This is a genomic window from Thermobrachium celere DSM 8682 (assembly GCF_000430995.1).
Classification (GTDB): domain Bacteria; phylum Bacillota; class Clostridia; order Clostridiales; family Caloramatoraceae; genus Thermobrachium; species Thermobrachium celere.
Window position 1 is genome coordinate 956,146 of the sequence record NZ_HF952018.1, and the last position, 20,508, is coordinate 976,653.

At 29.1% G+C, this 20,508-nt stretch carries 18 protein-coding genes, 1 tRNA gene and 1 other annotated feature; of the genes, 2 read left to right on the forward strand and 17 right to left on the reverse strand.

The annotated features are described in order from the left end of the window. Window positions 1-4 precede the first annotated feature (4 nt). The 7 genes from TCEL_RS05170 to TCEL_RS05195 form a co-directional block, all read right to left on the reverse strand. On the reverse strand, window positions 5-2,092 hold the full coding sequence (locus TCEL_RS05170; protein WP_018661840.1) for a DNA internalization-related competence protein ComEC/Rec2: 2,088 nt from the start codon (window positions 2,090-2,092) through the stop codon (window positions 5-7). A 9-nt stretch (window positions 2,093-2,101) separates the two neighbouring features. Continuing rightward, the gene (locus tag TCEL_RS05175) at window positions 2,102-2,359 is read right to left on the reverse strand and encodes a hypothetical protein (RefSeq protein ID WP_018661842.1); all 258 of its coding nucleotides are present in this window, start codon (window positions 2,357-2,359) and stop codon (window positions 2,102-2,104) included. Between the two features lie 87 nt (window positions 2,360-2,446). Further along, window positions 2,447-2,959: an ECF transporter S component gene (locus TCEL_RS05180; RefSeq protein WP_018661844.1), complete on the reverse strand. Its 513-nt coding sequence runs from the start codon at window positions 2,957-2,959 to the stop codon at window positions 2,447-2,449. A 143-nt stretch (window positions 2,960-3,102) separates the two neighbouring features. Further along, on the reverse strand, window positions 3,103-5,694 hold the full coding sequence (locus tag TCEL_RS05185; protein ID WP_018661846.1) for a calcium-transporting P-type ATPase, PMR1-type: 2,592 nt from the start codon (window positions 5,692-5,694) through the stop codon (window positions 3,103-3,105). 200 nt (window positions 5,695-5,894) lie between these two features. Next, on the reverse strand, window positions 5,895-6,575 hold the full coding sequence (locus TCEL_RS05190; protein ID WP_018661848.1) for a TVP38/TMEM64 family protein: 681 nt from the start codon (window positions 6,573-6,575) through the stop codon (window positions 5,895-5,897). Next, window positions 6,575-6,739, reverse strand: a complete 165-nt coding sequence (locus tag TCEL_RS13460; RefSeq protein WP_018661850.1) for a hypothetical protein — start codon at window positions 6,737-6,739, stop codon at window positions 6,575-6,577. Before TCEL_RS13460 ends, TCEL_RS05190 begins: the two co-directional genes overlap by 1 nt. Continuing rightward, complete coding sequence (locus TCEL_RS05195; protein ID WP_040683747.1) at window positions 6,715-7,899, reverse strand: D-alanyl-D-alanine carboxypeptidase family protein; 1,185 nt, start codon at window positions 7,897-7,899, stop codon at window positions 6,715-6,717. Before TCEL_RS05195 ends, TCEL_RS13460 begins: the two co-directional genes overlap by 25 nt. Before the next feature lie 130 nt (window positions 7,900-8,029). Here TCEL_RS05195 and TCEL_RS05200 point away from each other — a divergent pair, with 130 nt between their 5' ends. Next, window positions 8,030-9,010, forward strand: a complete 981-nt coding sequence (locus TCEL_RS05200; protein WP_018661854.1) for a biotin--[acetyl-CoA-carboxylase] ligase — start codon at window positions 8,030-8,032, stop codon at window positions 9,008-9,010. Window positions 9,011-9,072: 62 nt separating this feature from the next. Here the strand turns inward: TCEL_RS05200 and TCEL_RS05205 are convergent, their stop codons facing one another. From TCEL_RS05205 to TCEL_RS05230, 6 genes are all read right to left on the reverse strand, one after another. After that, complete coding sequence (locus TCEL_RS05205) at window positions 9,073-9,606, reverse strand: biotin transporter BioY (protein WP_018661855.1); 534 nt, start codon at window positions 9,604-9,606, stop codon at window positions 9,073-9,075. 121 nt (window positions 9,607-9,727) lie between these two features. Then, window positions 9,728-9,824 (reverse strand) — tRNA-Sec (locus TCEL_RS05210). 72 nt (window positions 9,825-9,896) lie between these two features. Then, window positions 9,897-11,804 carry a selenocysteine-specific translation elongation factor gene (gene selB / locus TCEL_RS05215; RefSeq protein WP_018661857.1) on the reverse strand — a complete coding sequence of 636 codons (1,908 nt, stop codon included), beginning with the start codon at window positions 11,802-11,804 and terminating at the stop codon, window positions 9,897-9,899. 11 nt (window positions 11,805-11,815) lie between these two features. Continuing rightward, the gene (selA, locus tag TCEL_RS05220; RefSeq protein ID WP_018661859.1) at window positions 11,816-13,201 is read right to left on the reverse strand and encodes an L-seryl-tRNA(Sec) selenium transferase; all 1,386 of its coding nucleotides are present in this window, start codon (window positions 13,199-13,201) and stop codon (window positions 11,816-11,818) included. Between the two features lie 9 nt (window positions 13,202-13,210). Then, window positions 13,211-14,242, reverse strand: a complete 1,032-nt coding sequence (gene selD, locus TCEL_RS05225; protein WP_018661862.1) for a selenide, water dikinase SelD — start codon at window positions 14,240-14,242, stop codon at window positions 13,211-13,213. Between the two features lie 47 nt (window positions 14,243-14,289). Beyond that, on the reverse strand, window positions 14,290-14,835 hold the full coding sequence (locus tag TCEL_RS05230; protein ID WP_018661867.1) for a helix-hairpin-helix domain-containing protein: 546 nt from the start codon (window positions 14,833-14,835) through the stop codon (window positions 14,290-14,292). A 110-nt stretch (window positions 14,836-14,945) separates the two neighbouring features. Between TCEL_RS05230 and TCEL_RS05235 the strand changes: the two genes are divergently transcribed. Continuing rightward, entirely contained in the window at window positions 14,946-16,169 is a 1,224-nt protein-coding gene (locus TCEL_RS05235; protein WP_018661870.1) for a D-alanyl-D-alanine carboxypeptidase family protein, read from the forward strand. A 20-nt stretch (window positions 16,170-16,189) separates the two neighbouring features. Here the strand turns inward: TCEL_RS05235 and TCEL_RS05240 are convergent, their stop codons facing one another. From TCEL_RS05240 to TCEL_RS05255, 4 genes are all read right to left on the reverse strand, one after another. Continuing rightward, window positions 16,190-16,576: a RidA family protein gene (locus TCEL_RS05240; RefSeq protein WP_018661872.1), complete on the reverse strand. Its 387-nt coding sequence runs from the start codon at window positions 16,574-16,576 to the stop codon at window positions 16,190-16,192. A 184-nt stretch (window positions 16,577-16,760) separates the two neighbouring features. Beyond that, a complete protein-coding gene (leuS, locus tag TCEL_RS05245) occupies window positions 16,761-19,232 on the reverse strand; it encodes a leucine--tRNA ligase (RefSeq protein ID WP_018661874.1) in 2,472 nt (823 codons plus the stop codon). A gap of 53 nt (window positions 19,233-19,285) precedes the next feature. Next, window positions 19,286-19,467: a binding site (T-box leader), on the reverse strand. A gap of 47 nt (window positions 19,468-19,514) precedes the next feature. Continuing rightward, entirely contained in the window at window positions 19,515-19,838 is a 324-nt protein-coding gene (gene rsfS / locus TCEL_RS05250) for a ribosome silencing factor (protein WP_040683919.1), read from the reverse strand. 356 nt (window positions 19,839-20,194) lie between these two features. After that, window positions 20,195-20,508: IS30 family transposase (locus tag TCEL_RS05255; RefSeq protein WP_040683748.1), on the reverse strand; the 314-nt coding region annotated here is incomplete at its 5' end.

The following is a 20,508-nucleotide window of genomic DNA, read 5'->3' on the forward strand; positions in this document are numbered from 1 at the left end:
CTTTTCATTTTTGTGTTATTATTTTATATTTTTTACCATTACTAGTCACCTGTATATTACCATCAAGGTCAGTTCTGTAATATTTTATATTATTCTTTTCAAGTAAATCAATAACTTCTTTTGATGGATGTCCAAAATTATTCCTACCTACTGTAAAAATACAAGTTTGGGTTTTTAATTTTTCTAATACTTTCTCATTGAAGGAATATTTTGATCCATGATGTGGCATTTTTAATATTTCATATTCACCACTTATATTTGTCATTAAATTTAAATCTGCATCGGCTGTTAATAAAAAATCAAATTCTTTGTATTTACATGATAGAACTATACATTTTTCATTTGATTCCATGTTCATTGCCTTTTCGTTTGTTATTACATTTAATTCAACATTATCAATTATTATTTTATCACGATTTTTTAAATCTAAAAAATCATCTCTGTTTGGCATAAATGCATATTTATTCTTTACATTTAGATTTTTTAATATGTACTCTATACCTCCTGCATGGTCGTTATGAAAATGTGTAATTATGAATACATCAATCTTATTATATCCTCTCCTTTTAATATATGGAACAACCCTCTTTTCTGCCATATTATAACCTTCAAACTTAGCACCAGTATCAATTAAAATTGTTTTTTTATTAGGAGTTTCAATAAAGATACAATCACCCTGGCCAACATCTATAAAATTTATAGTTAATTCATGTTTAAAATTAAAATTAAAAAATACTAATATAAACAAAACTATTGAAATAGCATATTTGCTTATTCTATTTGTTCTTATTATGTTAAATAATGTTAAAATAAAAACATAATATATTATCACTAAAATTAAATTAAAATTACCAACAAAAAATTCAATATTGAACTTTTGTATTATCTTAAGTAAATTTACAAGTAGCCTTCCACAAAATAATATAGGTAATAATAAAGGATTGTAATTAAATAATATATAGAGAAGTACTGATATTAAGGAAGTTATAGTTAAAATTGAAACTAATCCAGCTATAAGCATATTAATAGGAATAGATATCAATGAAAATCTACCATTTATATACAAAACTATAGGTAAAGTAAACAAAAAAGCACTGATAGGAACTGACAATTTATTACTTAGTTTAGTTGAAATTATTGGCGATAATAATATAATACCAAAGGTAGAACTGATTGATAAAATAAAACCTAAATCATAGATTAGAAATGCATTATATGCAATCATCATAAAAGTAGCTGTAAATAATATGTTTATTTTATTTGGGTATTTTTTTAGAGTTTGAGCAAAAACAGTTAAAAGCAACATAATATATGCTCTAACTGCTGAAGGGTTGAAGTTAGCCAAAATAACATAACAGGTAGTAAATAAAAGTAAAAATATATACCTCAGTTTGAAATTGAAGGCAAATACTATCATTACAAATAAAGCTAATATACCCAAGTGGGCACCTGATACAACAACTATATGACTTATATTCAAATCATTTAATAAACTTTTTATTTCTGAATCTATACCATCAATGTCACCTGTCACAAGCCCAGATATAAATGGTCCAGAAATTTTATCTATTTTATACATTTCTCTTTTTAGCTTATCATGAATTTTATAAATATATATAATAAATCCACTCTTTTTCCCAATTACTTTATATTTATTTGATTTTACATATGCATTTAAATTGCGACTATATACTTTTTTCATATCTATGTCTTTGATGATTTCTCCATAAACTACTATTTCATCTCCCACATTTATTTCAGCACTCTTATCAAAATACAGATATAACTTACAATCTCTTTCTTTAATTATACAGTTTCTTTTATCAATAGATAACTTTAATACTATACCTTTAAAGGTATTGCTATCTTTTAACTTTAAAAACCTATCATTATAAAAATTGAATGAAGTATATCCTATATACAATCCTAAAATTAAAAACAGTAAAAAATAATTGATATTTTGTCTTTTATATAAATAAATTAAAAATAGTGCAACTAAAGTTGCACTAGTATAAAAGTTTATACCTTCTAAGTAAATTACCAATCCTATTAAGTAAGGTATAATAAATTTAAAAATAATACTTTTAAACATATTAGTACCTCACTTGCTTTTGTGGTTTCCTAAATAATCTAAATCTGCTTCTATATTAATCATATGTGCATTTCTATTATGGTTTATATTAATATTTTTGGGCTTACCATCATCTTGATGTATTTTTAAATAATGATTTAATATTTCACTTGCTATGTTTTCTGATACATTATCATATACTAAAAAATATTCTTTTTCTGGTATCTGTAAGGATAAATGATACATACCGTCTTTTAATATTCTTGTTTCTCTAGCTTCATTAAACACTATATCACCTCCGTTTTTAACTATTAAAAGTATTTACTTATTTTTTGGCATTTATACAAATTAAGAGGATGTTTTATCAACATCCCCTTATTCTTGATTCAACAATTTAAAATTTGTTTTTTTAATTGCAATTATAAAAGGAACTGCAATTATACTACTTAAATAGCCTTGCATTATATCGCCCGGAATTAATGACCCAATTGCATCTGCATATCCAAACATAATATTGTTGTAAATAAAATAACCCAAAAACATTTCTGTACCAGCTATTAAACCTGCAATTAACAATGAAACAACTGTATTGTTATTTTTTAATCTTTCATAAACAGACGCAAAAATTAATCCTTCTAGACCCTTTATAATAAACGTTGCAGGCATATATATGAAATATCCTCCTATCAAATCAGCAAGCATAGATCCAAATCCACCTGCTACAAATCCAAATTTTCTTCCTAAAACAGCTGCTACTATAAAAATCATAATATCACCAAAATTAACGTATCCATTAATTGAAGGTATTCTAATAACCATAGTACAAACTGTAACTAACGCTATTGCCATAGCCATAGTAGTAATTTTAGATGTTTTTTGATTGTTCATATCAATTCCCCCTTATAATTGTTTCGATACACTTTAATATGTCTTTATTTTTTTATATAATACACTTTTAAATCAATTTGTCAATCAATTTTTTAATTTTTCTACTGTAAATATTAAAATAGAAGAACTGCCTAAGTTTAAACTTAGGCAGTTCTTCTAAACATCTTTACTATTTCAACAGCAAACAAAATAGCAATTGAACAAACAAAAACAACTATAATCTGTTGTGTATTTAATAATACAATTTTAAATATTTTTCTAGTAAATGGAGTTACAAATACAATCATTTGTATTAAAATTGATATTAATACACCGTAGTTTAGATACTTGTTACTAAACATATTATTTAATATTACTGATTTTTTATCATATCTAACATTAAATGCATGCACCAACTGTGAAAAACTTAGAGTATAAAATGCCATGGTTCGAGCCACTTCTTCACTAAACATTTCGCCATATTTAAAGGCAATTAGTGTTGCAATACCAATGAAAATTCCTTGAAGTACAATTCTTATACCTAAACCCTTAGAGAAAAAGCCTTCATCGGGATCTCTTGGTGGTTCATTCATAACATTACTTTCAGGCAATTCCATTCCTAATGCTAAAGCTGGGAATGTATCTGTTACAAGGTTTACCCATAGAATGTGTATTGGAAGTAATGGTTCGGCCCAATTTAAAGCTGTAGCTATAAATAGTGCTAATATCTCACCTATATTGCAGGATAACAAGAAACTTATTGACTTTCTAATATTAGAATAGATTGTTCTACCTTCTTCAACAGCAGATACAATAGTAGCAAAATTATCGTCTGTTAATATCAAGTCGGCAGCTTCTTTAGAAACATCTGTTCCAGTAATACCCATAGCTACACCAATATTAGCTTTCTTTAGTGCAGGCGCATCATTAACGCCATCACCTGTCATAGCAACAATATGTCCATTTGATTTCCAAGCTTCAACTATTCTAACTTTATGCTCAGGAGAAACCCTAGCATAAACTGAATAATTGGAAACATTTTTTGTTAGTTCTTCTTGAGTCATATTTTCAAGTTCTGCACCTGTTATTGCCTCTTTTTCGTCATTCAAAATGCCTAGTTCTTTAGCTATTGCAACTGCTGTAATTTTATGATCTCCTGTAATCATTACAGGTTTTATTCCAGCAGTTTTACACTTTTTAACAGCTTCTTTAGCTTCTTCTCTAGGTGGATCTATCATACCAACTAAACCAACAAAAATCAATTCTTTTTCAGCTTCATCTTTGTTAATTTCATCAACTTCTTTATAAGCAAAGGCCAAAACTCTCAAAGCTTGTTTTGCCATCTCTTCATTAGCCTGTTTTATTCTTTTTACATCATCTTCATTAATACTTCTTATGTTGTCTCCTTCTAAGATATAGGTACATCTTGAAAGTAAAATATCTGGAGCACCCTTAACATTTACTTCTATCTTATTCTCATTTTTGTTAAATGTTGTCATCAGCTTCCTATCTGAATCAAATGGTATTTCATCTAATCTTGTGTAAACCTTATCAAGTTCCCTTTTGTCTAAAGAAACCTTCATTGAAAAATCGACTAAGGCTGTTTCTGTAGGATCTCCTAAAAGCTTTATTTCTCTATTTTCTTCTACTATCTTTGTGTCATTACAAAGATTAGCTATATGAAAAAGCTTTTTAGCATCAATAACATCATCAGCATATTTATTAGATGTATAAATTCTCTTTACAGTCATCTTATTTTGTGTCAGCGTTCCTGTTTTATCTGAACATATAACTGTAGCACAACCAAGTGTTTCAACTGCAGGAAGCTTTCTGACTATTGCATTCCTTCTGATCATCTTTTGAACACCTACAGCCAAAACTATTGTTACAACTGCTGGTAGTCCCTCAGGTATTGCTGCAACTGCAAGTGAAACTGATGTCATAAACATACTGAATACATCTCTTCCTTCAAAAACACCTATACCAAACATTATTGCACATATAACTAATGCTGATATACCCATCCATTTACCTGCTTCTTCAAGTTTTTCTTGCAATGGTGTTTTTTCCTCTTCAACCTTAGATATCATATCAGCAATTTTACCTATTTCTGTGTTCATACCAGTTGTTACTACAACTCCAACACCTCTACCATAAGTAACCATCGATGACATGAAGGCCATGTTTTTCCTATCACCAACTGGAATATTAACGTCTTCTATTACTTCATTACTTTTATCTATAGGAACAGATTCCCCTGTCAATGCTGCTTCTTCAATCTTTAAATTTGAAGCTTCAATTAGACGCATATCTGCTGGTACATATTTACCTGCCTCTAGAACAACAATATCCCCTGGTACCAACTCTCTTGCAGGAATCTCTTTAGATATTCCATCCCTTATAACATGAGCAAGAGGTGCTGCCATTTTCTTTAATGCATTTAAAGACTCTTCTGCTTTATTTTCCTGAATTACTCCTAGTACTGCATTTAACACAACAACTAGAAGTATTATTATTGTATCAGCCACCTCACCTACAACCCCTGAAATTACTGCAGCTACAATTAGTATAATTACTAAAAAATCCTTAAATTGATCAAAAAACTTTTGAATAGTTGTCTTGTGTTTTTTTTCCCTAAATTCATTAAATCCATATTCCTTTAATCTTTTTTCAACTTCTTCTTCTGATAACCCATTTTTAGAAGTCGATAGTTGGTTTAAAACTTCTTCGTTTGTCATGTTGTAATATTCTCTCATGTCTATAACCTCCTTTAAAATTATTATTACAAAACAAAAAGACCTTTATCCAGAAATTCTGAATAAAGGTCTTACTCACAAGCATTGCTTGCTAACCAACCGGGCAATAGCCGTTTTGACGATTGGTTATACTCTTACGAGTCGAGTTACTCCCCTTTTAAATATTAAATTATTACATTAGATATTATATTGATTATATTTTATCTGTCAATATCTCTATAAAATGGGTCTATTTCCACGTCCATATACTCATCCTTCTTTTTATAATGTTTAATTAGAATAGGTATTATTGTTAAAATAACAATCATAACAATTGAAAAAATAAATTCTTTTGAATAAATATTATTTAATGAGTGTCCAAAATAGCTATAAATAAATGTTCCAGGTATTATTCCTAAGAAGGATGCTATAGTATATTTTATAACATTGATTTTTGACAATCCACAAATGTAACTTACAAAATCACAAGGAAGTATTGGAACAACCCTCATAACGAAGGTTATTTTAAAAGCATTTTTGTCATCAAAATAATATTTTTCAATGATATCCCCAAAGAATTCCTTTAAAAAATCAGCTCCTAAAAACCATGATATATAATATGCTATTAATGATCCAATTGTACTCCCTAAAACTGTAATAAAAGTTCCTTTTATAGGTCCAAATAATATTCCCCCTAATACAGAAAAAAGACCTATGGGCAAAAGTAATATTGGACGTAATATGCACAATACAAAGAATATAAAAGGAGCTAGTTTACCATATGATAAGACATACTTCCTAACTATAGTAATATTATATAATTGAAACTTTACTACTAAAACAATTATACAAAGCAAAAAAATACCCATTACATAAAATTTATATTTATTTATTTTATTCATTAGTTCATCCCCATGCCATGTTTGAAACAGTTAATAAACTCTATTTTATGTTTTATCAGTTTTTCATACTCTTCTACAGTTATTCTATTCTCCTTAAGTAACTTGTCTGCTAGTTCAATAAACCTTTCACATAAAATAATTAAATCTTCTTTAACTCTATCCATCCAAACCACCCCATATTTTTAAATAAATTCTTTATATGCTGAAATAACCTAAAAAACAAACTCTTTCTTGTATAATCATTAACAGAAATTAAATCTACTTCTTTAGTTCCTATACTTGTCTTTATAAATAGCCTTCCTATAACATCGTTTTTTCTTATTTTTCTATTAAGCTTGTCATTTAATTTTATACTTAATTCTGGTGATTCATGTTTATTCTTTAATATATATACATCACCACTAGGTTTTAATTTTATCAAATCTCCAACATAATCAGTATTTTTTACTTCAAAAGTCTTTTCACTGTCCAATACATAATTTTCAAAATTGTTTTTTGCATAATCTAAAAGTTTTCTAGTCTCAACAAAACGTTCAGCATCTGAACTGCAACCTAAAACAACTGTTATAAATCTTAATGGCTTACTATTTCCACTGTATTTAGATGCATCTAATGTTGAAATTAAACAATAACCTGCTTCTTTTGTATATCCCGTCTTTAATCCATCTAATCCATGATAATTACCTAAAAGCTTATTTGTTGAATAATACCTTTTTCCATTATAATCAAAATATTTTTTTGATGTATATCTTAAAATATCTTTATGTTTTTTTAAAATATAATATGATAGTCTTGCCTGGTCATATGCAGTTGATATATTATACTTGTTTTCCTTTGTTAAGCCACTAGGATTAACATAATATGTGTCATTTAATCCAAGCTTTTTAGCAGTTTGATTCATCTTTTCAATAAAGTTTTCTTTTTTTACTCTTTCATACTCGTTAACTAACATATCTGGAGCATTGTTAGCAGAAAAAACAAGCATAGCGGTAATTAAGTCACCAGTCTTTATTCTTTCACCAGCCTTTATATCCAATATTGGTTCATCTTTTTTGTATTTTGAATTATCTATGTTATAAGTTAAGTATCCATTTATGTATTCTTCACCTAATTCCTCAACAAAAGTATAAAATGTCATTAACTTAGTTATTGAAGCAATGGGCAACCTTTCATCTTTATTTTTTTCATATAATACTTTTCCACTTTCTGCATCTATTAGTACAGCTGACTTACACCTTAAATTTAATAAATCTTGAGCAAAAACAATTTTGTTATCTATTATTAGAATTAAACTAAGACATATTAAGACAATTAATCTCTTCATAACTGCACCTCTTTCTAATTTTAACATTTTATTCCTTATTTATCAATATTTTTTACATTTAACTATTGTTGATTTTTATTAAAAATGAAATATATAATTAAAGCATAACATAAAAATAAGAGGTGATGTTGTGAAGTCTAAAATTTTAAATATTTTAAAATCTTCTGACACTTATGTTTCAGGTGAAGAAATGAGTAAAAAATTAGGCATTTCTAGATCTGCAATTTGGAAACATATTTCACAATTAAAGAATGAAGGATATGTGATTGAATCAATTACTAATAATGGCTATAAACTAATTGAAACACCAGATATATTAACCTATGATGAAATATCTCAATATTTGCATACACAATTTGTTGGTAGAAACATATTGCATTTTAAAAAAATAGAATCAACTAATAAATACGCTAAAACCATAGCAAATGAAAGTGTTGATGGAACAGTAGTTATAGCTGAAGAGCAAACAGCTGGTAGAGGAAGACTTGGTAGACAATGGGTTTCACCTCAAGGAAAAGGAATTTGGATGTCAATATTGCTTAAACCTGATATCCTACCCACTGATGCACATAAATTGACACTATTAACCGCTTCCTCAGTATTCAATGCATTAAAAGAATATAAATTAGATATAAAAATTAAATGGCCTAATGATATCCTAATAAATAATAAAAAGGTTTGTGGCATTTTAACTGAAATGAGCGCTGAATTAAATAAAATAAATTTTTTAGTAATTGGAATAGGAATTAATGTCAATATAGAAAAATCTGAATTTGGAGATGATTTAAAGGATAAGGCAACGTCCCTTAAGATTGAAATTGGAAATGACATAAATAGAAAAAAATTAACTGCTGAAATACTTAACAACTTTGAATCTTTATATTTACAGTTCTTAAAAAATAATGACATCAGTAAAGCTCTTGAAATTGCCCGCAACAACTCTGCCTTAATTAATAATTATGTTGAAATCACAACACCACAAACAAATTATGTTGCAAAAGTTATTGGAATTGCTGACGACTGCACATTGATTATAGAAAACAATGGTAAAATTGAAAGGTTGATATCAGGTGAAGTGTCTTTACATACAAACTATAACACAAAAATTTAATTTAAATCAAAATTTTTTAGCCCCATAATATTTTATGGGGCTAATTAAATTATATATCATTTTTATATATGTTTCTTTAATTTAATTCCAATAACTGTTGCTATAAAACACTTTAACATATCTACGGGAAGAAAAATTAAGAATCCATTTTTTAATACCCAAAATAATGTGGTTTGTTTTTGCATATATAAATTTAATATAATATACAAATATGTAACTCCAAATAAATATATTACCATAAGACCAACAATTGTAGCTAAAAAGACATTTATTATATTTAAGTTTTTATATTGTTCTATTATTTTTCCTATAATAAATGCACCAAATATAAACCCAATTATATAACCAAAACTAGGCTTTAAAACTGTTTGTATACCTCCAGTACCACCAGAGAATACTGGTAAACCTATTAATCCTAATAATAAATATACTATTTGTGAATATAATGCATTCTTTGCCCCCAATAATATTCCTGATAAAATAGTAAAGACTATTTGTAGTGTAAAAGGAACATAAAAGAATGGTATACTAATGTAGGCACCTATTGCAGTTAAGATAGCAAATAAACCTATCTTCACTAAATCCCTAGTTTTCATAAAACACCTCCATTGTTTACTTGTTAATTATTGTCGGTTTACAATTATTATATTACAACATATTTTGATTGTCAAACTTTTATAAATAAAAAAAACGCCATTTAGGCGTTTTTTACTATTTTGGCGGGAGTATGTGGGAATCGAACCCACCTAACGGGGTTTTAGCCCGTCAACTCGGTTTTGAAGACCGGTAGGCACACCAGCACCTATCTACTCCCAATGCACTTTCATTATACAATATATTTAACTATTTGTAAATATAATAATTTAATAAATTATAATTTAAAATATCAATAAAGTACTCTCTTGTCATCTACTCTTTTAGTAAATTTAATTGAATCAAAATATTCTAATATCATTACTGCATACTTTCTACTTATATTTAAGGCATCTCTAAATTCAGATGTTATTATTTCACCTTTTTTATCAAGCATTGAAATTGCAACATCTTTTGCTTCTTTTATATATTTATCTAATATACAATAATCACTATCTACTTTTATCAATTCCTCTTGTTCAATTAATAAATTTATAATACTCTTTGCCATTTCTTTTTCTCTTCCAAAACCTTCAATTATAGTATCTAATTTTGGAGGAGCTAACATTGCTTCATTTAATATGTTCAATATTTTTTGCTTTATCTCCTCTTGTCTTTTATTTAATTTTATATTAAACTCTTTTAGTTTTACGTACTTTGTATTAATATCTATAATATCATTTTCTAAAATGTTAAATAAATTATCTACTATTTTTGCTTTTGTATTTTGTTTAAAGACTTTATTTTTAAATTCCTCTTTATTCATTCCATATTTCAATGGATTATTCTTATGGTAATCACTTAAAATCTTATAAGATTCTCTTTTAATACTTTCTATATAAGTTGCATGAACATATACTATTTCAGTTCCTAAATCAAATGAATATATCTTTCCTTCCTTTTCTAAACTTTTTAGTATTTCATTTAGTTTATCTATACCTCTACCAATTAATTTACTCAAATCGTTGTAATTTGGATACTGTGAGCTAAATTTTTCTATTGTTTTTTCAACTATTTCTTTTGAATCACCTTTTTCCTTCATCAATAGTTCTTCTATTACTTTATTATCGTATTGCTTATGTTTTTCTGCATTTGGTTCAAGAATTGTTCCTCCACCTATTGTAACCATAGGTGAATAAGTACGAATTATATATTTATCTCCTCTTCTTGCAGCTATAGGCTCTTCTAATCTAAATTGAACAAAAGTACTTTCTCCTGGAATTAACTCTTCTCTATCAAGCAACACTACTCTTCCAATAACTTCTTTTGTACCATGATAAAGTTTTATTCTATCTCTATTTTTTAAGCTTCTTGGTGCGCTCTCTAAATAAGTTAATTTACAATCAATTAGCATAGAATTTTCTAAAGCTCCAACTCTTGCAACTACGTCTCCTCTTTCAACTTCTTCTTTTTTTATACCAGATATATTTAATGCAACCCTTTGGCCTGCATATGCCCTATCTACATCTTTTTCGTGTACTTGAATATTTCTTACTTTCCCTTTAATTCCCTTTGTATATACTTCGCATTCATCTCCAATAGATATCGTACCTGATATTAACGTACCTGTAACTACAGTTCCAAATCCTGATACTGTAAATACTCTATCAATAGGCAATCTAAAATCAGTTAAGATATCTCTATCTTCCATTTCTAAAGTCATTTCATCTATTGTTTTAACCAATACATCTAAACCTTCTCTAGTATACGATGATACTGGTATAATAGGTGAGTCTTTAAATGGAGTGGATTGTAAATAACTTTTAACGTCATCTATTACATAATCTAACCAATTTTTATCAACAATATCTATCTTAGTTAATACAACTATGCCTTTTTTTATATCTAGCAGCTTTAATATATTTAAATGCTCCTCTGTCTGAGGCATAATACCTTCATCGGCTGCAATTACCAGTAAAAATATATCAATACCACTTACACCTGCAAGCATGTTTTTAATAAATTTTTCATGACCAGGTACATCAACAATTCCTGCTCTTCTTTTGCTCGGTAAATCAAAGTATGTGAAACCTAAGTTTATTGTAATTCCTCTCTCTTTTTCTTCTTTTAATGTATCTGTATCATGTCCCGTTAGTGCCTTAATTAATGTTGTTTTACCGTGATCAATATGTCCTGCAGTACCTATTATAACATTTTGCATAATATTGCCCCCTAAAGAATGCTATTTAAATTATCTACAATTACTTCATAATCATCTTCAAATATTGTTCTAACATCAAGTAGTATAACATCTTTAGATATACGAACAATAACTGGTATTTCCTTTTTTCTAAGTTCATTCTCTACTTCTTCAACTCTTTTTCTTTTTGGTTCTAAGGCAACAACATAGGTTGGTATTGTTTCAAGTGGCATAGCACCACCACCAACAGTTGAAAAATCCATTTTAATTGTAACATTAACCCTATCTTCTGATATCTGCTTCTTAATCATTCTTGATAATTTTTGAGCCCTCTTTTTTAAAACCTCTCTACTTATTGTTAACATATTTAAGATAGGAATTTCCTTTACAGCCTTCTCTTCATCCAAATAGAGTCTTAAAGTCTCTTCTAACGCTGCTAATGTAAATTTGTCAATTCTTAATGCTCTTGTTAATTGATTTTTTTTCATCGCATCTATATATTTCTTTTTACCTACAATTATACCTGCTTGTGGTCCTCCTAATAATTTATCACCGCTAAAGGTTATAACATCAACACCTTTTTTCACACTGTTTTGAACGGTCGGCTCATAACTCAACCCATATTTTGATAAATCAATAAATACTCCACTTCCTATGTCTTCAACCAACGGCAAATTATATTTTTTTGATAATGCTATTAAACTTTCTATATCCACCTCTTCTGTAAAACCTAAAATTCTATAGTTACTCTGATGTACTTTTAATATAGCTGCAGTATTTTCATTAATTGCATTCTCATAATCATGTAAATGTGTTCTATTTGTTGTTCCTACCTCTTTTAGTATAGCTCCACTTTGTTCCATGACAAGAGGAACTCTAAAGGAACCTCCTATTTCCACAAGTTGCCCTCTAGATACTATTACTTCTCTACCTTTTGCTAGTGTTGATAAAACCAACATCACTGCTGCAGCATTATTGTTAACTACCATAGCAGCTTCGGCACCGGTAATATTGCATAGCAGATCTTCAACATGGCTATACCTTGATCCCCTCTTCCCCTCCTCAAGATTATATTCTAAATTATTGTATCTACATCCTATCTCTACTATCTTTTCTAAGGCGCTTTTGGATAGGGGTGACCTACCTAAATTGGTATGTATCACAGTTCCTGTAGCATTAATTACCCTTCTTAAACTTGGCCTTGTACTTAATTCTAATTGCCTATATATCTCCTCTAATATTTCATCATATGTTATTTCTGATAACTCACCCTTTAATATTCGAAATCTATATAAATCAATTACCCTCCTTATAGTTTCAACCACTATCTTTCTAGGAGTCTCCTTTAAATATTCATTTATTTTATAATCATTTAAAACACTATCAACCTTAGGAAGTTTAGATAATAATTTGTTCATAAGTTCCTCCTATTCTATGTATATATATTTACCATCGTATTCTGTAGCGTAGCCTACTATAAATGCTTGTACATTACATTTATTTAATTCATCTAGTAATTTAAAAGCTTCTATACTGTCAAGTGAAAATACAAGTCCTCCTGATGTTTGTGGATCAAAAACAATGTCTTCAATATAATCCTTTTGTCTTAAATTAATAAACTTATCCTTTAAATATGATTTATTCCTATATGTACCTGCTGGTATAATACCCATCTTAGCTAGTTCCTCTACACCTTCTATTAATTTTAAAGAGTCCCACTCAATATGAATTGATACCCCACTACCTTTAGCCATTTCATAGAGATGTCCTCCCAATCCAAAACCTGTTATATCCGTACATGAATTTACATTGTATTTTTTAGCAATGTCTGATGCATATTTATTTAGTGTTGACATAATTTTTATAGCCGCATCTATCTGATTTTTTGTTGCAATTTCTCCTTTTATGGCTGTATTAATTATTCCTGTACCAATAGGTTTTGTAAGAATCAAAACATCTCCTGGCTTTACATTTGCATTTGATAAAACTTTTTGGGGACTTATAATACCTAAAACCGACAAACCATATTTAGGTTCATCATCATCAATAGTGTGCCCACCTGCAATAATTCCATTTGCCTCTATTACTTTATCTGCACCACCTTTTAATATTTGTGCTAAAATTGAAGGATCTTTACATGATGGAAAACAAGCAATATTCAATGCTAGCAGAACATCTCCACCCATTGCATAAATATCACTTAATGAATTAGTAGCCGCAATTTGACCAAAAATATATGGATCATCTACAACAGGTGTAAAAAAATCAACTGTATGTATTATTGCAGTTTCTTCATTTATCTTATAAACTGCTGCATCATCGGATGTATCTATTCCAACAATAAGATTTTTATCATACACTTTAGGTAATTGACACAGAACCTGTGCCAAGGTCTCAGGACCTATTTTAGCCGCTCAACCTGCAGCTTTTACCATTTGTGTCAACTTTACTTCTGTCATTCTATTCCCTCCCCTCTAGTCTATTTTACATCATACATTTTTTTCTATCAATAAACACATATTAAGTCCTTTATATTTTCAAACATTTTATCACCAATACCACTTACATTTTTAATATCTTCTATTCTTTTAAATCTTCCATACTTTTCTCTATATTCGATTATCCTTTTTGCAATTGCATCACCTACTCTTGGTAGTTTTTTTAACTCCTCTACAGTGGCTGTGTTTATATTTATTTTAGTATCACTTTGATTGTTGTTTATATTATTTAAATTTTTTGAAGGAATTTTTATATAATCCTCATCTTTTAATTTAAGAGCTAAATTTATATTATTAATGTCAGCATTTTCTGTAATACCGCCAGCCATTTCAACTAAGTCTACAATTCTTTTGTCACTTTCTATTTTATAGACCCCAGGATTTTTTACTTCACCACAAATATATACTTTTATTGTATGTGGCTGTGAATTATCACTTTTATACACAGTAAATTCATTTGAATCATTTTTACTATAAAACTTTATTGAGCTTATACAAAGTACTATTAATGCAAATACAATTAATCCTATTTTTTCTTTTCTTGACATATCCATATAATCACCCCAAAATAAAATTTTGACAAATATTATAAATTTTATACTCCATTGTTTTTAGTGAAATTTTTTGTTATAATTTTACTAGCTAGAAAGGAGAGGTACGAAAAATGAAAAAATTAAGCTATATTTTTTTTGTCCTTTTATTATTAATTTCTTTTAATACTCCTGCAAGCGCACTTCAAAATAGCGATATTTCCTCTGAAGCTGCAATTTTAATAGATGCAGATACAGGGCAAGTTTTATTCGAAAAAAATTCCAACTTAAAATATGCCCCAGCAAGTACAACTAAAATTTTAACAGCGCTAATTGTTCTTGATAAATGCAATCTACAAGAAAAAGTTATTGTTGGTAAAAAACCTCCTTATGCTGATGGTAGCAAAATCTATTTATTAGAAGGAGAAGAGCTTACAGTTGAACAACTTTTATACGCGCTATTGTTGGAATCAGCAAACGATGCAGCTGAAGCATTAGCAGAACATGTTGCGGGTAGCGTTGAAAATTTCTCTAAAATGATGAATGAATACGCTAAAAATCTAGGATGTAAAAATTCTAATTTTATAAATCCCCATGGTTTGTACGATGATAATCACTACACTACCGCATATGATATGGCACTAATTGCAAAACATGCCATGCAAAATGAAATATTTAGAACAATAGTGGCAACTAAAAATTATAAAATACCTCCAACCAACAAACAAACTGAAACAAGATACTTAAATAATCATAATAAACTTTTATGGAATGGAGGACGATATTACTATAAATATGCTACAGGCATTAAAACTGGATATACAATAAAGGCTAAACATACATTTGTAGGTTCTGCAACAAAAGACAATATAAATTTAATTGCTGTTGTATTAAAAAGTCCAACTGCTGTATATCCAGATATTACTAAGTTATTTGAATTTGGTTTTAACAGTTTCAAAAAAGAAAAAATACTTGATAAGTTAGTTCCTGTAACCTATTTAAATTTAGATAATGGAAAAGCACTTATACCAGTTGTGCCAAGCAAAGATTTTTATTATCTTATTAAATCCTCTGAAACAAAACTACCTGCTCAAAACATCATACTAAATAAAAATATTAAAAGTGTTCATAAAAATGAGATTGTAGGTAAAGTAGAACTATTATTAGATGGTAATATAGTTGATAGTATTGATTTATTAGCAACTCAAGATTATAAAATGAATATTATAAATACTATAACAAAACCAAACATACAATTAGCTAAAAAAAATTATTTAAAGTTTATTTATCCTGTGATGGCATTATTTTTAATTAGGGGCTTTTATAGAAAATATAAACGTAAGAAGGGACTCAGTTAAATTGAGTCCCTTCTTAATTATTATTCTGGTATGTACGCAATTGCTTCAATTTCAACTAATGCATCTTTTGGAAGCTTGCCAACTTGAACTGTTGATCTTGCTGGCATTTTATCTTTGAAATACTCACCATAAACTTCATTTACTGCTGCAAAATCATTTATATCCTTTAAGAATATAACTGTTTTAATTACATTATCCATTGATGTACCTGCTGCTTCTAGAATAGCCTTTACATTTTCTAGTGATTGTCTTGCTGCAAGTTTCACATCATTTGTTACTAATTCACCAGTTTGAGGATTTATAGGTATTTGTCCTGAAGTGAATACTAAATTACCAAATTTTATAGCTTGTGAATATGGACCAATAGCAGCTGGTGCATTGTTAGTACTAATAACTACCTTTTCCATTGTGTTACCTCCTTTATTGTTTGCTAATAATATTATATATCTTTGAAACATTTTTTGCAAATTTTAATTCAAAATTATAAATTATATTTATATATCATTCAAATTTAAGAATTTATAAAAATATATAAAAAACAAGTGCCAATGCATTTTATCATTTGGCACTTGTTTTTTATAAACAAAATTACTATTTTACAACTAAATTAACCAATTTTCCTGGAACAACTATTTCTTTAATTATTTGCTTTTCTTCTAAAATTTGCTTTATTTTTTCATCATTTTTAACAATACTCAATACCTCATCTTGATTAGCTTCTGCAGGAACTAATACCTTACCCCTAAGTTTTCCATTAACTTGAACTACTATCTCTATTTCATCTTGTTTTAATGCTTCTATATCATAATTAGGCCACATTTGTTCGTGTACACTACCTGTTTTACCCATCATTTCCCATAATTCTTCTGTTATATGAGGAACAAAAGGTGCTAAAATTAAAATTAATTTCTCTAAAGCTTCTGCAATTATTTCTATTTTTGCATTATCCTTTTCTTTATATTGATAAAGAGCATTTACTAGTTCCATAGTAGCACTTATTGCCGTATTAAAATTAAATCTATCATTTATATCTTCTGTAACCTTTTTAACAACTGAATGAAGAATTCTTCTCATTTCTTTATCATCTTTTGTTAAAGTATTTATGTCTATCTGTTTAGCATCTCTACACTTTGGAGCAAGCTCATCAACCAATCTCCAAACTCTATTTAAAAATCTAAAGCATCCTTCAACACCTTGATCGCTCCACTCTAGATCTCTTTCAGGTGGTGCAGCAAACATAATAAATAATCTTGCTGTATCAGCTCCGTATTGAGATATAATTTCTTCAGGGCTAACTATATTACCCTTTGATTTTGACATTTTAGCTCCATCCTTTAGTACCATTCCTTGAGTTAATAAGTTTCTAAATGGTTCGTCAACTGGTGAAATATTAAAATCATAAAGAGCCTTTGTAAAAAATCTTGAATATAATAGATGCAATATTGCATGCTCTACACCACCAACATATTGGTCAACATCCATCCAATACTTTGCTTTTTCAAAATCAAAAGGTTTTTCATCATTATTTGCATCGGTGTATCTTAAGAAATACCAAGATGAACAAACGAATGTATCCATTGTATCTTTTTCTCTCGTAGCTTTAGCACCACATTTAGGACATGTTGTATTCATAAATGTTTCAGATGTTGTTAATGGTGATTCACCCTTTCCTGTAAAGACAACATCTTCTGGTAGCATAACAGGAAGTTGTTCCTCTGGTACTGGAACTTCACCACATTTTTCACAATATACTATTGGAATCGGTGCACCCCAATATCTTTGTCTTGAAATTAACCAGTCTCTTAATCTATAGTTTACCTTATAGTCTCCTACTCCTTTTTCTTTTAAGTAATCTATTATTTTGTTATAAGCCTTTCTATTATTCATTCCGTTAAACTGACCAGAATTGCACATTATACCATCATCTGTATAAGCACTAATCATACTTTCTGGATCTAACTCAGAACCTTCAGGATTAATTACAACCCTTATTGGCAAGTTATACTTTTTAGCGAATTCAAAATCTCTTTCATCATGTGCTGGAACAGCCATAACAGCACCTGTACCATAATCTAAAAGCACATAATTTGCTGTTAAAATTGGTACCCTTTCTCCATTTGCAGGGTTTATCGCATAGGCTCCTGTAAATACCCCTTCCTTCTCCAAATCAGCAGATGTTCTATCAACTTCGTTTACAAACTGCATCTTATAAACAAAATCATTTACTTGTTGTTCATATTCTGTTCCCTTAGAAATTTGTGTTACCAATGGATGTTCAGGTGCCAGAACAATATAAGTTACACCAAAAACTGTATCTGGTCTTGTTGTAAATACTTTAATTTTCTCTTCTCTTCCCTCAATAGCAAAATCTATTACTGCACCTGTGCTTTTTCCTATCCAGTTTTCTTGCATTATTTTAACCTTTTCTGGCCATCCCTTTAATTTTTCGATATCATTTAACAACCTTTCTGCATAGTCAGTTATTTTGAAATACCACTGTTCTAAATTCTTTTTACCAACCTTAGTACCACATCTTTCACATTCGCCATTTACTACTTGTTCATTTGCTAAAACAGTTTCACATGATGGACACCAATTAACAAATGACTTTTTCTTATATGCTAATCCATTTTTATACATTTGCAAGAACATCCATTGAGTCCATTTATAATATTCAGGCATACATGTTTTTACTTCTCTATCCCAGTCATAACTAAAACCTAATCTCTTTAATTGTTCTTCCATCTCTGCCATGTTATTTATTGTCCATTCCTTTGGTGGTATACCATGTTTTATAGCCGCATTTTCTGCTGGTAATCCAAATGCATCAAAACCAATTGGGTGTAGTACATTGTATCCTTGCATTCTTTTAAATCTAGCTATAACATCTCCAATAGAATAATTTCTAACGTGGCCCATATGCAATTTACCTGAAGGATAAGGGAACATTACTAACATATAATATTTTTGTTTTTCGGAAAAATCTTCACCATGAAAATTGTTTTTTGTCTTCCATTTTTCTTGCCACTTTCTTTCTATTCTTTCAAAATCATAAAAAGACATAACTCCACCTCCACTTACTTTTGTTAACCAATATAAAAAGCCTCATCCCTAAACATAGGGACGAGGCTAAAACTCGCGGTACCACCCTATTTGACCAAATTTGGCCCACTCATTGATTTATAGGTCTCCCTGTCTTCTTTTTACGAGGCGAGTTCAGAATTTCGTGCAACTGGTTTGCACCAACCACCAGCTCTCTTAATGCCGTAAATTCCTACTACTCCTCAGAAGACTATATATTAATTTTTTGTATATTATACTACATATATCTTTTTTTGTCAAAGTTTATATGCTTATTGCCTCTGCATCTATCCATAATCTTTCTAAATCATAGAACTCTCTGTCTTCTTCATGGAATATGTGTGCAATAACAGTTCCGTAATCAAGTAGTATCCATTTTCCACTATTGTACCCTTCCTTATGATTTATTACATAGCCACTCTCAGCCATCTTTTCTTCAATTTCATCAGCAATTGCTTTAACTTGAATAGTTGAGGTACCACTACAGATTACAAAATAATCTGCTATTTCTGATAGCCCTTTAACATTTAATATTTTGATGTCCCTGGCTTTCTTGTTTGAGGCTGCTTTACCAATGAAATACGCCATGCCAGTAGATCCCTTCAAGAAACATTCCTCCTAACTAAAAATTTATTTAATCTTATTATATTTATATGGTCAAAATTATAAAAAAGACATAATTATTTTACAATATCCGTACCTAAAATTACAACTATTATTTCATTATTATCTTTAACTAATTTCACATCTTAAATTGCAATATTAAATGCAACACCCCTGTGAAAAATCATGTAGAATAGGACTGACAATAGTCAAAATCAGCCTTAAGCCCATCTTAATAATAACAGGAGATGGAGTGCATGGGTTTGTCAAGGGCTGCGTAGCAGGCGGAGCTTTACCCTTGATAAACCACAAGCGACATCTATAATATTCAAAATATGGGATTAAGCAATCTTCGATAGTTCTTCATAAAAATATTTTTCTGGGGTTTTGTAATTTAGCAATTTACGTGGCAACCTATTCATCCAATTTTGAATCCTTTGAATTGTATCAAAAGATAAGTCTTTGATGCTTTTACCCTTAGGGATAAAACGACGTATAAGACCATTATGACGTTCATTAGTACCCCTTTCGAAGGAAGAATAAGGGTGAGTATAGTATACCTCTATACCATATTCTTTAAGCAAAGTTTCTAAATTACTAAATTCAACCCCATTGTCAGCTGTGATACTTTTAAATACATGTTTAAAAGTATCAC

Coding starts and splice junctions, on each gene's coding strand:
- TCEL_RS05205 (WP_018661855.1), bottom strand. CDS start 9,606: ATGAAAACTAGGGATTTAGTGAAGATAGGTTTATTTGCTATCTTAACT.
- TCEL_RS05190 (WP_018661848.1), bottom strand. CDS start 6,575: ATGAATAAAATAAATAAATATAAATTTTATGTAATGGGTATTTTTTTG.
- leuS (WP_018661874.1), bottom strand. CDS start 19,232: ATGTCTTTTTATGATTTTGAAAGAATAGAAAGAAAGTGGCAAGAAAAA.
- TCEL_RS05195 (WP_040683747.1), bottom strand. CDS start 7,899: ATGAAGAGATTAATTGTCTTAATATGTCTTAGTTTAATTCTAATAATA.
- TCEL_RS13460 (WP_018661850.1), bottom strand. CDS start 6,739: ATGGATAGAGTTAAAGAAGATTTAATTATTTTATGTGAAAGGTTTATT.
- TCEL_RS05185 (WP_018661846.1), bottom strand. CDS start 5,694: ATGAGAGAATATTACAACATGACAAACGAAGAAGTTTTAAACCAACTA.
- TCEL_RS05170 (WP_018661840.1), bottom strand. CDS start 2,092: ATGTTTAAAAGTATTATTTTTAAATTTATTATACCTTACTTAATAGGA.
- TCEL_RS05230 (WP_018661867.1), bottom strand. CDS start 14,835: ATGGATATGTCAAGAAAAGAAAAAATAGGATTAATTGTATTTGCATTA.
- TCEL_RS05180 (WP_018661844.1), bottom strand. CDS start 2,959: ATGAACAATCAAAAAACATCTAAAATTACTACTATGGCTATGGCAATA.
- TCEL_RS05240 (WP_018661872.1), bottom strand. CDS start 16,576: ATGGAAAAGGTAGTTATTAGTACTAACAATGCACCAGCTGCTATTGGT.
- rsfS (WP_040683919.1), bottom strand. CDS start 19,838: ATGGCGTATTTCATTGGTAAAGCAGCCTCAAACAAGAAAGCCAGGGAC.
- selB (WP_018661857.1), bottom strand. CDS start 11,804: ATGCAAAATGTTATAATAGGTACTGCAGGACATATTGATCACGGTAAA.
- TCEL_RS05235 (WP_018661870.1), top strand. CDS start 14,946: ATGAAAAAATTAAGCTATATTTTTTTTGTCCTTTTATTATTAATTTCT.
- selA (WP_018661859.1), bottom strand. CDS start 13,201: ATGAACAAATTATTATCTAAACTTCCTAAGGTTGATAGTGTTTTAAAT.